General features: G+C 50.5%; 13 protein-coding genes. 9 read left to right on the forward strand and 4 right to left on the reverse strand.

All coding sequences use genetic code 11. The features are described 5' to 3' along the window. Positions 1–50: 50 nt before the first annotated feature. Together ACTRXD_RS11800 and ACTRXD_RS11805 are read left to right on the forward strand one after the other, a co-directional pair. Positions 51–1,043 carry a TolC family protein gene (locus tag ACTRXD_RS11800; RefSeq protein ID WP_442432020.1) on the forward strand — a complete coding sequence of 331 codons (993 nt, stop codon included), beginning with the start codon at positions 51–53 and terminating at the stop codon, positions 1,041–1,043. Between the two features lie 307 nt (positions 1,044–1,350). Continuing rightward, positions 1,351–1,695 carry an RNA recognition motif domain-containing protein gene (locus ACTRXD_RS11805; RefSeq protein WP_312646836.1) on the forward strand — a complete coding sequence of 115 codons (345 nt, stop codon included), beginning with the start codon at positions 1,351–1,353 and terminating at the stop codon, positions 1,693–1,695. Positions 1,696–1,782: 87 nt separating this feature from the next. Here the strand turns inward: ACTRXD_RS11805 and ACTRXD_RS11810 are convergent, their stop codons facing one another. The 3 genes from ACTRXD_RS11810 to ACTRXD_RS11820 form a co-directional block, all read right to left on the reverse strand. Then, entirely contained in the window at positions 1,783–2,268 is a 486-nt protein-coding gene (locus tag ACTRXD_RS11810; RefSeq protein WP_442432002.1) for a hypothetical protein, read from the reverse strand. 295 nt (positions 2,269–2,563) lie between these two features. Next, positions 2,564–3,373: a hypothetical protein gene (locus tag ACTRXD_RS11815; RefSeq protein WP_442432003.1), complete on the reverse strand. Its 810-nt coding sequence runs from the start codon at positions 3,371–3,373 to the stop codon at positions 2,564–2,566. A gap of 469 nt (positions 3,374–3,842) precedes the next feature. After that, entirely contained in the window at positions 3,843–4,568 is a 726-nt protein-coding gene (locus ACTRXD_RS11820) for a Crp/Fnr family transcriptional regulator (RefSeq protein WP_442432004.1), read from the reverse strand. Between the two features lie 218 nt (positions 4,569–4,786). Here ACTRXD_RS11820 and ACTRXD_RS11825 point away from each other — a divergent pair, with 218 nt between their 5' ends. From ACTRXD_RS11825 to ACTRXD_RS11835, 3 genes are all read left to right on the forward strand, one after another. Continuing rightward, complete coding sequence (locus ACTRXD_RS11825) at positions 4,787–5,632, forward strand: TIGR00730 family Rossman fold protein (RefSeq protein ID WP_442432005.1); 846 nt, start codon at positions 4,787–4,789, stop codon at positions 5,630–5,632. Continuing rightward, the gene (locus tag ACTRXD_RS11830; protein ID WP_442432006.1) at positions 5,629–7,026 is read left to right on the forward strand and encodes an MBL fold metallo-hydrolase RNA specificity domain-containing protein; all 1,398 of its coding nucleotides are present in this window, start codon (positions 5,629–5,631) and stop codon (positions 7,024–7,026) included. Before ACTRXD_RS11825 ends, ACTRXD_RS11830 begins: the two co-directional genes overlap by 4 nt. 136 nt (positions 7,027–7,162) lie before the next feature. Next, complete coding sequence (locus tag ACTRXD_RS11835) at positions 7,163–8,290, forward strand: hypothetical protein (protein WP_442432007.1); 1,128 nt, start codon at positions 7,163–7,165, stop codon at positions 8,288–8,290. Between the two features lie 182 nt (positions 8,291–8,472). Here the strand turns inward: ACTRXD_RS11835 and ACTRXD_RS11840 are convergent, their stop codons facing one another. Continuing rightward, positions 8,473–8,859: a hypothetical protein gene (locus ACTRXD_RS11840; RefSeq protein ID WP_442432008.1), complete on the reverse strand. Its 387-nt coding sequence runs from the start codon at positions 8,857–8,859 to the stop codon at positions 8,473–8,475. A 376-nt stretch (positions 8,860–9,235) separates the two neighbouring features. Here ACTRXD_RS11840 and ACTRXD_RS11845 point away from each other — a divergent pair, with 376 nt between their 5' ends. From ACTRXD_RS11845 to ACTRXD_RS11860, 4 genes are all read left to right on the forward strand, one after another. Then, the gene (locus ACTRXD_RS11845; protein ID WP_442432009.1) at positions 9,236–10,435 is read left to right on the forward strand and encodes a mechanosensitive ion channel family protein; all 1,200 of its coding nucleotides are present in this window, start codon (positions 9,236–9,238) and stop codon (positions 10,433–10,435) included. Between the two features lie 948 nt (positions 10,436–11,383). Continuing rightward, positions 11,384–11,782, forward strand: a complete 399-nt coding sequence (locus ACTRXD_RS11850) for a hypothetical protein (RefSeq protein WP_442432010.1) — start codon at positions 11,384–11,386, stop codon at positions 11,780–11,782. Further along, positions 11,773–11,979, forward strand: coding sequence for a hypothetical protein (locus ACTRXD_RS11855; RefSeq protein WP_442432011.1), 207 nt, complete (start codon positions 11,773–11,775; stop codon positions 11,977–11,979). Before ACTRXD_RS11850 ends, ACTRXD_RS11855 begins: the two co-directional genes overlap by 10 nt. 81 nt (positions 11,980–12,060) lie before the next feature. Then, positions 12,061–15,600, forward strand: coding sequence for a TonB-dependent receptor domain-containing protein (locus tag ACTRXD_RS11860; protein WP_442432012.1), 3,540 nt, complete (start codon positions 12,061–12,063; stop codon positions 15,598–15,600). Positions 15,601–15,953: the final 353 nt, after the last annotated feature.

Raw genomic sequence — 15,953 nt, forward strand, 5'->3', positions numbered from 1 at the left:
CCACGCTATGGATTCAGAGTGGACGTGGAACCGTTAGAGATCCTACCGGCATTACACTCACTGAACGGTATGCCACCCTCTATCAGCCCATCGAATGGCCCGGGAAACGGGCCGCACGCCAACAGGCAGCCCAGGCAGGATTGGACGGAGCCCTGGCCTCAAATGAAGAAGCCAAACTGAATTTGATTACCGCAACCAAACAGGCTTTCTATGACCTCTTATTCGCCGAACGTCAAACGGAAAAGGCCATCCAAAATGTTCGGACGATGGAAGAAGTCCGAAAAGCCGTGATTCGTCGGGTTGACGCCGGTGAAGCGCCCCCTTTTGATGCCGTGAAAATCAAGGTGGAGGGCATGAAAGCTCAAAAAGAGGTCGCCCGGACCAGAGGTGTCGTCCAGTCCATCCAAGCCTCACTCAATAGCCTCACTGCCGTGGCATTGGGACTTGAATTCTCCATTCAAGGTGATTTCGCCGTCTGGCCTGGAGCCTTACACCTCGAGACACTCTCGGAGCAGACTCTGGCAAACCATCCCATCATTACCAAATGGAAAAAACTGATAGCACCAGCGGAGCAGACCCACCATCAGGAGCAACAGGCTCGCGTGCCCGATGTGACGCTAAGTGGAGGGTACCAACGAGACGCAGGGCGGGAAGCCTATATCGCTGGGGTTTCCATACCTTTTCCGGTGTGGAATCAACGTCAGGGAGACATTGCCCAGACCAAAGGCACCTTGCGACAACGGGAAGCGAGCCTCCTTCGGGCCAAGCAGGAACTTCTCAAAGGAATCACCCAGCAGATCCAACTTTCTCAAGCCGCGGTCGCACAAATTGCCACATACGAAAAGGGCCTGCTCAAGCAGGCACAAGAGGCGCTACGCATCGCCCAAGTCAGCTTTAAATACGGGGAGGCCAGTCTGCTGGATGTGCTGGATGCCCAACGGGTCTTGCGGCAAACACAGATAGACTACGCGCAGGCCAAATACGATCTCTCGATTGCCCTGACCAAACTGAAACGCGTCAACGGCGTAACCGTACAACCCTGAAGCACTCCGGTTATGCTATCCATTCCGGATAGCACCATCGTATCTATAAACCAATGGGTAATAGTGCCATTTTTCCGCTACTATCTTTTACTTTCCTTGTGTGCTACGATTTTTTAACTCATCGCCCTGGGCTTAGCTTTGAGAGTTCAATCACTCAAGCCCGTAACCGGTGTTGTTTAGCCCGAGAGAATAACTCGGAAGTGTCTGACCTGAGTCGCGTGGAAACAGCGTCCGTGGCCTACCTCTTCCATATGTTTTACCCTTCTCGAGCATCAGACAATATCATCTTTTTAAAAGGAGGAACCCCATGGGTTCAAAATTGTATGTAGGTGGGTTGCCGTATTCAGCGACTCAAGCAGAATTAACCGACCTGTTTTCGGCACACGGCACCGTCGAATCAGCTAACGTCATTAGCGACAAGTTCACCGGCCAATCGCGCGGATTCGGATTTGTTGAGATGTCTACCGGAGAGGAAGCACAAGCCGCAATTGCAGCATTGAACTCTACGGAGTTTGGTGGCCGCACATTGACGGTGAACGAGGCCAAACCCCAAGCTCCACGAACCGGTGGCGGCGGAGGCGGCCGTGGTGGATTCGGTGGCAGTGGCGGAGGCGGAGGAGATTTTGGAGGAAAGCGGCGCAGCCGATTCTAACGATCACTCTATACGTCTGATAATAAGGGAGAGGTCCACAAGGCCTCTCCTTTTTTTATTCCATTTCCGGAATTCAGATCGTTACCCTCAGGCTCTCACCATGATAACGGCAGACAACAGCACTCCCAACCCTAACAACAGGGTCAGTCGGCCAAGGAGGGAGGATAATCGGAGCAGGAGCTTTTCGCCAGCCGATAATTCTGAAGCAGCCTTGCTCTTCAGGGTGCTTACTTTTTGTGCCATTATCCGGTCGTGACCGAAGGAAACCACCGCTAACAGGAACACTAGTATCAGTTTCGTGAAGACAATAGGTGGCCAGGAGGAAAGGGGAGCCTGGAAATTGATGACATTTCCAAGAAGGACCGACCCCGTCACCACCAGAATGAATAGGGCGCTCCATACGAGCGTTCTGAATCGACGAGCAAGGCTTATAAATCCGCGTTGAGCGGTAAGAGGGTCGGAGGCCTGTCTCATGAGGGGCACTGCGACAAGGGAGAGGAACAGCATCCCTCCAATCCAGAAGGTTGCGGCAATCAGATGAGTCCAGACCAGGATAATATATAAGAAATTCACCCTGGAATTGTAGCGGGATTACTGTGTCCTCACCAGACAAAAATGTATCCGATCTCGTAAAAAGAACCATTTCGAGTGAGTGGTAAAATCTATCATACGTAGCTACCACTTCCGACACGCGAATACTCGAAACAGCGTCTCCCTATAGTCGAAGCCGGATTATGACGGACCCAACGATGTCCTAATTGCTGCTGCTTTTATAGGCGGCAGAATTTACCTCTCCAATTTCTCTTGGGCCAACCAGGTCCGATCGCAATCTCATCTCCGCGGCTTCCCATGATTCCCTTTCCGATAATTAAAACGCGATGCCGACATACGCACCGGCGGTGCCGAAATTATTCGTTGTATCTGTTTGGCCGGTCGCGAGATGAAATCGGCCGTCCACTCCAAGATGAATGGCTTTCCAAATTCGATATTGCGCCCCGACTGCGAACTGGACACCGATATCCAGGACAGTCGTATCATTTGAGGGAGGACTGATGACATGGAAGTCCAGCCCTACCGGAATGACCCAGGGACGGAATCGGCTGCCTTCCATAAACATGATTTTCGGTGCCACATTCACCGTCAACATCGTGATTTGCACCTTTTTATTAGTTTCGACCGAGCAAGTCGGGACTCCTGCGAGGGCACAGGTGCTGGGAACCGCCTGCGTCACGTTTTTGGAATTAAACCGTTTATATTCCACCCCGATTTCCCCCAACACCCAGGTTCCCGGAAACAAATCCCAAATATCTCGCGTGAGAACCAGATCCAGTCCAGCGCCGACATAATAGCCGTTATTACTATCATTGGACCCACTCAGACCAAAAACATCGGTCTCTACTTCATTCGAACGATCATTCACTAACCCTGCCCAGCCTCCACGGAAAAACACCATGTTCCCGGTTTCTTGTTTAGCACCTGGGGATTGGGAGAGCGTTTTCTGCTCCAAACGCTTCAGCCTTTCGTCCACGCTTAACCCCTGGGCGAGACTCACTTCCGGTATTGCCCACAACATACATCCCACAATCCAAACCAATAGGCCCAATTGTGTTACCGACCGGCTTCTGCTCATCATGTCTCCTCCCCATTCAAGAATTGTGGTAGAACTTCGACCCGTCATGACCATGTCCTTGACTTGTGCATCACCTCTGCGTCCCTCATCTTCAGTGAACTGGGAAAACCATTGAACGGGCCGTAGGGTATACGATTCCCGAAAGCAGGACCTTGTTGGAAAACAATGGCCAATCAGATACTTATCAATCTTTTGAATAGGCCGAATGACCTAAAGACGGCGAGAGTACGCAGAAGACGGGAAGGCAGTGCATGAGAGTCGGAGTGAGGTTAAAGAAGACCGAGCAGAGCCAGTGCTAGAAGCCTGTCGGACTTGGGGGATCGAGAGCGAAAAAGCGGCTGAGCGAGGCCAGATTTTGACAATTTCGCCGGCCCATAGTAGGACTATGGTCCAAGAAAGCGGTGAAATATGGACCGCTTAGACGCTTTTGCAGCCGATTCATCCTAAGTCCGACAGGCTCCTAGGGAGGAAACGGGAAAAACGATAGAAAAGAGAGGAAGCGTTGAGGAGGAATACTTCAACGAGAGAGGGGCATACCGGCAATTTTCGTCAAGCGATCGACATTTATAATCATCAATTCCCGTCCATGCACCATAATGAGATGATCTTCCTGGAAATCATGAAGAAGCCGGACTACGGTCTCTACGGTGACCGCCGTCATTTGCGCAAGATCTTCCCGTTTGAGTTTGAGGGTAATGCGAACGCCAGCATCATCGTTTTTCCCGAATCGATCGCTCAATTCCAATAAGAGTCTGGCTAATCGCTCACGTGCCGGAGTGAACGCAAATTGATCAGCGGCATTCAACACAGCCGTCATTTCTTTACTGAGTACCTGAACGAGTTTGACCGCCAATTCACCATGTTCTTTCAGAAAGGAGAGAAAACTGGTGCGATCCAACAGACAAATTTGCGAAGGCTCCAAGACTTCACAAGTGACCTGATGAACCGGTTGCTCCTGAAAGGCCTGTTTTTCCAGCAGTTGGCCGGAATCCAAAATACCCACCAACCGCTGTTGCCCCTTCCGATTAAGCCGGGTCAGTTTCACGCGCCCCTGGCAGAGAATGTATAGACCCAGGGCCACATGCCCTTCGTAGAACGCAAATTGGCCGGCCTGATACATGGCCCTGCGTTTAATGAGCCCGAAGGGTTCTTCCACAGAAGGGACGAGCTGACAGATATCGGACGATTCACGAATGGGACAGGCTTCACATTCAGGAATGGCTGGGGAAGTGGGTACTTTCATCGCTCACTCCGCTACAATTCAATCAATTGGACTATACCCGATTCTTGTTATTCAACCAACCCCTTCGCTCAATAGACCGGATTACTTCTGTAGTATGAGTGTCCCTATACGTGTCTTAAGCAAGAATATGCCCATTGATTCATTTTCAGCAGTTTCAAATTACTTCCTGGGTCTTTATAATCTTCTCACTGCTTTCTTCCTGAAAATTGTATCTGTCTATGACCAATTTGCCACAATCTAATCCTCCTCTCCTGTCTTCTCCGGCATACAAACGGGCAGACTCCGATCTTGATTTTTTGCAGCGAGACGACCTCAGGGCGGTCCGGCTCCAATTGGAATGGTTTAAACCGGAACTGATCCAACGGGACGAGGGTATCGAATCCACCATTGTGGTGTTCGGCAGTGCCAGGCTTCTGGAACCGGCCGCAGCCAAAGCCAAGCTCTTGATCGCGGAAGAAGAGCTGGCCGCTTCACCGCACGATCCTGAAAAAAAACGGGCCGTAGCCATTGCCAAAAACCAGAAGGCGTATTCTCCCTATTATCAGGAAGCACGTGAATTCGGCCGCCTGGTGTCTTCCAGTTGTCAGATAGACGGACGTCGAAAATTCGTCATCATCACCGGCGGGGGTCCCGGTATCATGGAGGCAGCCAATCGAGGTGCAGCCGATGTAAAGGCCAAATCCATCGGACTGAATATTGCGTTACCATATGAGCAATTGCCCAACCCATACATTACTCCTGCACTGTGTTTTCAATTTCGTTACTTTGCCCTTCGGAAAATGCACTTTCTCAATCGAGCCAAAGCCCTGGTGGTCTTTCCCGGCGGATTCGGGACTATGGACGAATTATTTGAGACCCTGACCCTTCTTCAAACAGGAAAAGTACGTGACGTCTCAGTCGTACTCATCGGACGACCCTTTTGGGAAGATCTCATCAATTGGGACAAATTTGTGGAGAATGGCTTGATCGAGGCTGAAGACCTGCAATTGTTTCATTATGCTGAAACCGCAGGGGAAGCCTGGAACATTATCATGGCCGAACATCCACTTGAAGCCCCATCATGAAGATTTCGTTTCATGGAGCTGCCCGATCCGTCACGGGGAGTCGTCATCTCATCCACGCGGGATCCTCCCGCCTGCTTCTGGACTGCGGTATGTTTCAAGGGCGGCGAGACCTTGCGGCCACACTGAATCGTCACCTTGGCTTTGATCCAAAATCCCTGACGGCCGTGTGCTTATCCCATGCCCACATCGACCATTCCGGAGCACTTCCAGTCCTCGCAAAAGAGGGCTTTCGCGGATCGGTCCATATGACGTCGGCCACGGCAGATTTGACAAAAATATTACTGGAGGATTCCGCCAGGATTCAGCAAAGTGACTGTCGGTACGTGAATAAAAAAGAACGACGGAGGGGTCCAGCCTGTGTCACACCCTTTTATTCGATAGAGGATGTTCGAATCATCGGCAATCAGTTTCGAGGAGTACGATATGGGGCCACCACCTCTGCGGCCCCCAATCTAAAGGTGCAATTTCATGATGCCGGTCATATTCTGGGATCGGCAGGCATCTGGGTTAAGCATCAAAGTCGTGGGAATACCACCTCGGTCCTGTTTTCGGGAGATCTGGGGAGGGCCAACATGCCAATCCTTCGGGATCCGCATGCGCCTCCCTCCTGTGATGTGCTGATCATTGAATCGACTTATGGCGACCGACTCCATGAGGACGACCAAACCAAACGAAAAGCAATCGCCAAAGAACTCGTGACCCATGCGATTCAACACAAAAGCAAAATTATTGTTCCAGCCTTTTCCGTCGGCCGCACTCAAGAAATCATCATGCGCATCAAGGAACTCGTGAACAATGGAGAGGTCGAACCCATTCCAATTTATATCGACTCCCCTCTTGCGTTGAAAGCCACCAAAGTCTTTCGCCAGCACCCGGAATGCTACGACGAAGAAACCTATCGAACCTTTACCTCGACCGGCGATGTCTTTGCCGCCAAATACATCAATTTTATCTCGACGGCTCAAGACAGCAAGCTCCTGAACCGGCGCAGCGGCCCATGCGTGATTATTTCCGCATCGGGCATGTGTGAAGGGGGACGCGTCGTGCATCATCTCAAACATACTATTGAGGATGAAGCCAATGTGATCGTCTTGGTGGGATGGCAAGCCGAACACACCTTAGGACGCAAACTGGCTGAGGAATGGGACACGGTGCCTATTTTTGGAATCCCTACGCAACGGCGAGCTCAGGTAGTCCGATTAAATGGATATTCCGCTCATGCGGACCGGGATGATCTCCTCGCCTATGTCCGCGCGATTACACCGCATCCTCGAAAAGTCTTTGTGGTGCATGGCGAAGAACGCCAGTCGCTTGCGTTTGCCATGAGACTAAAAACGGAATTCCCCGGCATGGAAGTGGAAATCCCACGGGTTGACTCTACTCACGACGTCTAAATCCATGTCCGATTTCACTTGAATGATGTGTATGATTTTTATCACTCTTCGATCTCCGTTTCCCCAAGCAACCCGTGAGCAGCACATATTGGTTCCGAGTGTGTCAGTCCGCCATCCATCGCCATACACTTGACACATGCCACCCATGATTGCCCCAGGTAATTTTCACATACAAGACGGGAGGTGTATCGCCGTCTTTGCCTATGACGTGGGCGCCTCTATTCAAATTGAGGAAGCCGAGCAACGAATTACGGCCATCAAGGAACGAGGGCGGATTAAACGAAAACGGCCGGCACCGGAATACTTTGATTATCATCCCGCACCGCTCCGCATTACGGAAGAACTTCAATCGATCAGTCTCGGAACGCACTGCACCCTTCACACGGTCGAAACCGTCCTCTATGACTTCGGCGCGATCATGGTCACCTATCAGATTCCACTCGCGGGACCGTTTGCATCGTTGCTTCCGCTCAGTGAAGCGCTCTATGAAAATACTCAACTGCTCGAAAACACACTCCGACACGTCCAATCTCTCCTGACCACGTTAGGTTCAGCCATTGAAAAACCGAATATCTCCGAATTTGTCGAGGACTATACGATATTTCATATTTTCTCGACACAACCCGCTTTGGATCTTTCGCAATTTGTGACCCAACACGGCACCCTTCTGTCTCAAATCCTCCGTTGTGAGGATCAACCGTTGTCAGACCAGGAAATTCGGGATGCCACCACGAGTCAAATTGCCTTTGGAACGCAGGACCTGACCCTCATTGATTGGAATGCCGCGCTGATGATCGGGAAAGAGATGGATGACGTGCTGGCGGTCTTAGAATTTGCCAATGTGGAATTAGTCGAGCGGCGATTTCTCGATCACCAATTAGACGAGGCGCTTGACGACGCGTATGGCGCTCTGACACAGGAAACCCGGCACAGGTTTCGTTGGCCGGGATCCTCAGATGCCAATCTTCGCCGAATCGCAAGCATGCAAGTCGATAGCGCCATTCTCTTTGAACGGGTGACCAATACCCTGAAATTATTCGGGGATCAATATCTAGCTAGAGTCTCGCGCCTGGCGTCTCAACGCTTTCATTTGCAAAGCTGGGATGCAAGCATTCTTCGCAAGTTGAACACACTGGATAATTTGTATGACAAAATGGCCGGTCAAACCGGCAATCAACGGATGGAAATTCTTGAATGGATCATCATTATTTTGATTGCAATCTCCATTCTCCTTCCTTTTATCCCGGGTTTTCCCGGATATTAGCCTGCTTACTTTAACTCAGGATTCTCCACCCGTCGTCACTTTCAACAGCTCTCATGGGCACAACCATGCGACTCAACATTCTCAGTTGATTGAAAAAAGTTGCAAGACAAAACTTCTGAGAGGGGATTATTGGGACGCCTCAAGGAGAAACCGAAGAGGGTCAAGATTGTAAAGAAAGGCGCTTATTCGAGTACCATTTGGCCGTCGATATTCCGGATGATTCTGGCGCGACCGGACTGATCGAGCTGCGCTTCAATCCAGTCCCCCACATGCGCCGGACGATCAATCTGGGTATTTTCATCAAAGGGCAGTCGCGCTTCAATCTGATCGTTTACGTGCACAACATAGGCCGCGCCTTCGATTTTAAACACCTGGCCCTGAACCTTTCTTAAATGCCTATGGGCGGACAACGCTTCGTGTTGAATCTGTTGATAGCCTTTGGTGCCTTCGACAATGCCACGCCCGATAGCCGATTGCTGAGCGTCCACGAATTCCTGCTGTCCCACGCATCCCATCAGTCCCATAATGGCCAATGTCACACTCATCCAGCCCTGACGACTTGATGCCATTTCCGGCTTTCCTTTCTCCTACTCACTCAGGTACATCATAAACAGTGCCAATACGAATTATCCTATCACACGCCATCAGAGAGTCCAGGGAATAGGGCTCATCCCAGACCGTCTGACGTCCGCAACTCCACTCCCATTCACTCACCTCTCTATTTCATACCCGGGATATTTCTCTCCGATTCTTCTATGAAAATTGACCTTTTCATGGAATTCTTTTACCCTGCCCGTGAACATGTTCACAACATGATTGATCCGCACTCATCGATCCGTTCAGCAATGTCATTCAGAGGCGCGCCCGGCTTCATCCTGCCTGTCAACTTATACCTTCACTCAACCAATCTTCAATCTTTTCATTGAGGTCAGGAACCTTCGATTGATGCTTCAAGATTTTTGGCAAGAAATTCTTACGGTCTGGCAGATCGGCATTTTACATACTACCCTGGGTGATATCTTTATTGCCTTAGGAGTATTTCTGGCATTCTTGTTTGTCCGTCGTATTTTCTTCCGTTTTTTTTCCCGTCTCTCGCGACGGTTTACCGGAGGAACCAAAACGGACATAGACGATCGCATCCTGGAAGCCATTGAACGCCCGCTTGAATTCACGTTTGTCATTATTGGTCTGTACATTTCCGGACAGGTCATCTCCTTGTCGCCCGCATTGGGTGCGATCTTTGGACAAATCATCCGGTCCTTGATTGCCTTCACGATCTTCTGGGCTATTTTTCGAATACTGGATCCGCTGTCAGCCCTACTGGATCGATCCATCACACTCTTCGGCAGCCAAAGCATGCACGAAACCATTAAGGGGTTTTTTCTCAAGGTCGCAAAGTTCGTGGTGGTCTGCTTAGGCATCGCCGCGGTGTTTCAGGAATGGGGATTCAATGTCGCGGCGGTCCTCGGTAGCTTGGGACTGGTCGGCATGGCGGTCGCCCTCGGCGCTCAGGATTTCATCAAGAATATGTTTGCGGGATTCACGATATTTTTGGACCGGATTTTTGAAAAAGGCAACTGGATCAAAACGCCTGACGTGGAAGGCACGGTGGAGGAAATTGGATTTCGTGCGACAAAGGTCCGTCAATTCGACAAAGCCCTGGTCACACTCCCCAATTCCAAATTGGCCAATGAAGCGTTAATCAATTACTCCCGCATGACGAACCGGAGAATTCATTGGATGATCGGGATCGAGTATCGTTCGACTCATGATCAAATTCGGAATATTATCCAAGCCATTTCGACCTACATTTACGAATGTGGTGACTTTGAAACCAATCCCGAAAAGACCAAAACATTCATTTTCCTGGATTCATTCGGCAACTCGAGTATTGACATTAAACTGTATTGTTTTACGAAGACCATTGTGTGGGGTGAGTGGTTGGAAGCGAAAGAACGCTTGGCATACAAAATCAAGGAAATCGTCGAGGGCGAGAAGGCCAGCTTCGCGTTTCCATCGAGTTCCATTTATGTCGAAAGTCTGCCACTCGGACAACCTGAAACCTTCCCCCTTCAACCTTCCGACAAGCCCGCATCCTCACAGATGTTGAGGGATGCCATCTCCAATCACCCCCGATCTGAATAAAGGGAGTGCGGTCATGAATAAACGCTACGTCTATTGAGCCACCCTGTTCTGAATGAAACAGCTTGAGGGATAGCCCGGGAAAGTTCAACCGACCGCCGGGGCCTGATCGTTTTTCCTGTCTTCACATATTTTTGCCGGGTAGGACAAAAGCTAGTCGTTATTTTGATACCTCATCTTAAACGTACCGGATCCATCCCGCTGAACACATCCTTCCATCCTCTTTACCAGGAGGACTAAGCTATAACTATCCCTGTTTGGATGTGTATTCCGAAGGTCGCGTTGGTCGAAATCTACTGGAGCTCTTCACGGTGGGAGCTTAGGCCTGCTTGCCATACTGCCCCATATTCAATATCTAACTTTTCCTTTTTCACATTTCTCAGCTAAACCCTCTCAGCCATCCCCCTAACCTTAATCTCAACCTTGTTTCTCACGAGCTCATACCCGATTCAGCTGGCGCATCTCCTCTCATTTGGAGGCGGCTTGGCATTGAAAAACCTGGCTATTCATACTCTCCACTCCCTGACCTGAATACATTTCCATGTATGCCTCAAACGGCATCTTGTTGTTGGAGGGACAGGCGCCCCCCCTTGGCCATCTTCCACCGTCTCGCTCGAATGCTTTTGAAGACCTCCTTTCTGATGCCATAACACACTTCCTGGCCAATTGTATCCATTTCAGATTATGTCAGAAAAATCAGGAGATCCCGTATGCGACCATCCTAAAGAAAAGATTTTCTCGTGGAAAAAACAACCCTCTATGGCTTGAATCAGGAAATCCTAGAGAAGAAGGCCACAGAGAGTCATTAGTAGGGCGGAAGGCATTTTTCTCTGCGGTAGACGATTAGATGTTTTTATTCAACGCTCTTGCTAAGCTTTTTGCGACATTCATTCGGATTTCATCTCTTCATCCATTTTCATCTTTTTTCATTTATTTAAGGAGGGGCAAACAATGAAAAAACGAATTTTGGGTACAGTGATTTCATTTTTCGTACTTGGTGGATTTGTGGCAGGGCCGAGGGGACAAGTCCTGATCGGAGCCACAGCCACAGCCGCATCATGTGCTGATTCGGCCAGTGTGGAAATGTGCATTGTCATAAACAAAAATGGCAAAGTCGACATAGTTGTCGGCAAAGATAAAAAATTACGCAAGCCCAAACAACGCAATAAACCTGAGGAGCCAGCCGACCCAGTAAAAGTACCGGAGGATCAACCCAAAAGTGAACTTCCGGAACCTATAAAGAACAGCGAGGAATACGATAAATATGGTGATCAATTTAAAAAACACGAAATCATCGTTTATGCGGGCAAGACCTGTATGGTTTACAACGGAGTTTGGTATTGTTGGTGATTCCTGATCCTGATCGTTCCCTCGCGGCCGCCACAGAACGAGAGGCACACGGAAAAGGCTGTCGGGGTGGAAAATTTAAGGTGGCGGCGGCTCATCTTGTGCGGGAAGAGGAGGGAAACTTTCGAGGCGACAAATACAAGCAATCAGGTGTCAGTGGCGATCGAAGGATAAAAGAATATAAGAATATGAAGCATTGAAGTATTTAATGTCCCATCGGGGTAATTTTAGTTACGGCTACTTTCTATGACCTTCCAAGGTCATTGGTGGAGAACCTTGATGTGGTACTCCTTAAAGAGAGTGTTGAAAAAATTAAGGTGAAGGGTGGAAGTTCCCTTGCCACCGAGAAGTTGCCTCATTGGGATGGAAATGCCCACATCAAGAAAAGGGCATGGGGCTCACTCAACGGAGCTTTCCTTTTCGTCGCCCTAAGTGTTGGTGGGGGTGTGGTCAATACGGAGTCCGCATTCGCCACCCCTTGTGAAGAATGGGTGGCTAAGCTCGTGTCGGTCGAGGGGACGATCGAGGCTCGTTCGGCAGACGAAGCAAGCTGGGAAACGAGCCAGACAGGTGCGACCTATTGCGCAGGCGATACCGTTCGCGTCCCTCAATGGCGGGCAGCGCTGGTACTCAAAAATGAAACCATCATCCGACTGGATGCAGGCTCCGAAATCACCTTCACGGAGTCCAAGGAGGAGAAGCCTTCTTGGATTGATCTTCTGAAGGGCATGGTGCATTTCTTAAGCCGCACCCCCCAGCGCCTGACAATCACCACCCCCTTCGTCAACGGGACGATAGAAGGAACCGAGTTTCTCATTCGTGTCCTCGAACAGGAAGCCCAACTCTGGGTGTTTGAGGGGCGTGTCGCGCTGGAAAATGAATTTGGCACGTTGCCGGTTACCAGCGCCCAATCGGCTGTCACGCACAAGGGAGAGGCTCCTCAACGGGTGATTGTGGTCCGTCCACGGGATGCGGTGCAATGGGCCCTCTATTATCCACCCCTGTTCGATTATCGCGCGGCACGGCAGGCAGGGTCTGATTCCCCCACTCTTCTTAAGACAACTCAACGCTATGAGGAGGGAGATGTGCTGGGGGCCTTGTCCCACCTCGAAAAGGTTCCACCCGATAGGCGTGATGTTCATTATTTTACGTTGCGGGCAGGAATACTTCTCTCCATCGGGCGGGTCGAGCAAGCGCAGGCGGATATTTCCGACGCACTCAACCAGGATCCCGACAATGGCGTGGCCCTTGCCCTGTCGAGCGTGATTGCTCTTGTCAACAATGATAATCAGGAAGCGCTCCAGCTTGCGCATCGGGCCGTTGAACATGCACCGGACTCGTCAACTCCGCGTATCGCCGTATCCTACGCTCAACAGGGAGCCTTCCAGATCGATCAAGCATCGGCGAGTGCACAAGAAGCCACCCGTCTGGCACCTGAAGACGCGTTAGCGCAGGCCCGTGTGGCTGAACTGTGGCTCGCCCGCGGATACTCAGGGCGGGCCATAGAGGCGGCCCAGAAGGCAGTGGAACTCAATGCCAAAGTCAGCCGCCCTCACACGATCCTTGGCTTTGCCCGTCTCACCACGATGGAAATTGAAAAAGCCGCAACCGCCTTTCAACAGGCGATTGCCCTCGATCAGGCTGATCCCCTCCCACGGCTGGGGTTAGGGTTAACACATGTCAGGCGAAACGAACTGGAAGCCGGGCGGCTGGAAATGGAGATCGCGAATACCCTTGATCCCAACAATTCAATTCTTCGCAGCTATTTGGGGAAAATTTATTTCGAAGAAAAACGTGAGGAGTTGGCCGAAACGCAGTATGAGATGGCCAAGGAGTTGGACCCGCATGATCCGACCCCCTGGTTTTTTGACGCCATTCGAAAGCAGTTGGTCAACAAGCCCGTCGAAGCGCTCCACGATTATCAAGAATCCCTCCGTCTGAATGACCAGCGGGCCGTCTATCGTGGACGACTCTTATTGGATCAGGATGTGGCGGCTCGTGGCGCCACCGTGGGCCGTATTTATAACAATCTAGGGTTTGATCAGCGGGGGAGGGTTGAGGGTTGGTATTCTCTCACCAATGATCCCGCCTCGCCCATGGCCCATCGCCTCTTGTCGGACGTATATAGCACTCTGCCCAGTTTTGGAATCGCCAGGGTGAGTGAATTATTGCAGTCACAATTATTGCAGCCGTTGAATACCAATAACCTTCAACCCCAGTTAGCCTTCAGCAATTTACAAATTATTGAAGCAGGAGGGCCATCCTCGGTCTCTCTCAACGAGTTCAATCCTTTGTTCATGCGGGACCGGCCACGATTGCTGGTCAATTCGGTGGTGGGCAATAACGACACGTACGGGGGCAATGTGACCGCATCAATTTTGCAAGGACCGGTGTCTCTGAGTGCCGGGGCCTATGGATTCAAAAGCGAGCCGGATTTCCGCCCCAACTTCGATGTGAAGCATGAGATTTATAACCTATTTGGGCAGGCGGAGTTTCACCCCAAGTTCAACGTCCAAGTCGAATACCGCTACCGGAAAACGGACCAGGGTGACCTTGAACTGAATTTCGATCCGAAAAACTTTACTGCCGATCAAAAGACCAAAATTGACCAAAGCGTTGTCCGAACGGGGGCTCGCTTCACCCCCGGACCGCATTCGGACATCATTGGATCATATATTTATAGTCGACTTGAGCAGAATTCCTTTCAACCTGGAGTTCCGTCCATCGACGGGAATGCCGTGGATAATGCCAATCAGGTCGAAGGGCAGTATCTGTTTCATGATGGAATCCTCAATGCCCAGATCGGCGGAGGATACACTCATGTCGATACGAACAATAAGTTTAACTTACAGGCCCAGGCGGTATCGGTCCCTTTTCCCCCTTTCACAGTCTGTGCACCTCCTCTTCCCATATTTTCACCACCCGCTTGCAACTCGATTCAAAAGGATAAGTTCACGTCCACACAAACCAACGGCTATGTGTATCTCAATATCCATTGGCCACAACAGATTATCTGGACAGGAGGGTTTGCGTATGAGTCCATCAATGACCGGTCAAATGAGTACGACCGGCTCCTGCCAAAAGCCGGCATGCAGTGGAATATGACCGACTGGGCACGTCTGCGGTTGTCCTATGTCCAAACGGTGAAACGGCCGTTAGTGGCGGATCAAACGATTGAACCGACCCAGGTCGCCGGATTCAATCAATTTTTTGATGATGCCAACGGGTCGATTACCGAGCAGGAGGGGGTAGCCCTCGATCTCACGCTGACGAACGATCTGTATGCCGGATTCCAACTGGCCCATCGGGAACTGAAGTGGCCGTCCATTTCCAATCTCGTGACCGTTTTCAATGACCGACGTGAGGATCGTGCACTGGGCTATCTCTATTGGGCACCTCATCCCTCGTGGGCCTTCACGGCAGAGGGATCGTATGAACGGTTCAAACGTTCCGCCTCTGACCCTACAGCGGTACTTGGAGGACACCCACTGAAAGTGGAGACCGTGACAGTGCCGTTGAGCGCAAGGTTTTTCCATCCGTTCGGATTTTTTGCCGGAGTAAAGGGAAACTTCGTCTGGCAAACGGTTGAGCTTCCATCGACATCAAACTTCAATGATGGCCATGACGACTTTTTTCTGGTGGATGCCGATATCGGGTATCGGCTTCCCAAACGTTTTGGCATCATCAGTCTGGAAGTCCGCAACCTCTTTGATACATCCTTCAATTATCAGGATAATAATGTCCAAACCGCGCGGGAAGCCCAGACGTCACCTTTTCTGCCGACACGCATGGTTTTTGGCCGGTTGACGTTGAGTTTTTAAGAGAACGTACCTGATTCCTTTATGGGAGACATTGCCTGATAAATGAATTTCCTAGGGCCTGAAGAGTTGAGGGTATCAAAAGCCAATTCCTTCCCTTCTTTTGAAACGCTTACACCCTCAAATGCTCAACCGGCCTTGGAAGGATTATGTAATTCTTTCATGAACCAGAACGTGGTAAACATATACACTCTCAATAAAAATTTCACCCTGACCATTTTTCATAAAATTTTGCTCTTGGATACCCCCCAGCTTGCTGGGGGGAGGAAAAGAGCAAGCCCGCGAAGCGGGCTGAGTTTGGTATTCTTCCATGCATGAGTCTCAAACGAACCAGAGGCGCTGTTTACGATCTCAAG

It is taken from the genome of Nitrospira sp. T9 (genome assembly GCF_052156535.1).
Classification (GTDB): domain Bacteria; phylum Nitrospirota; class Nitrospiria; order Nitrospirales; family UBA8639; genus Nitrospira_E.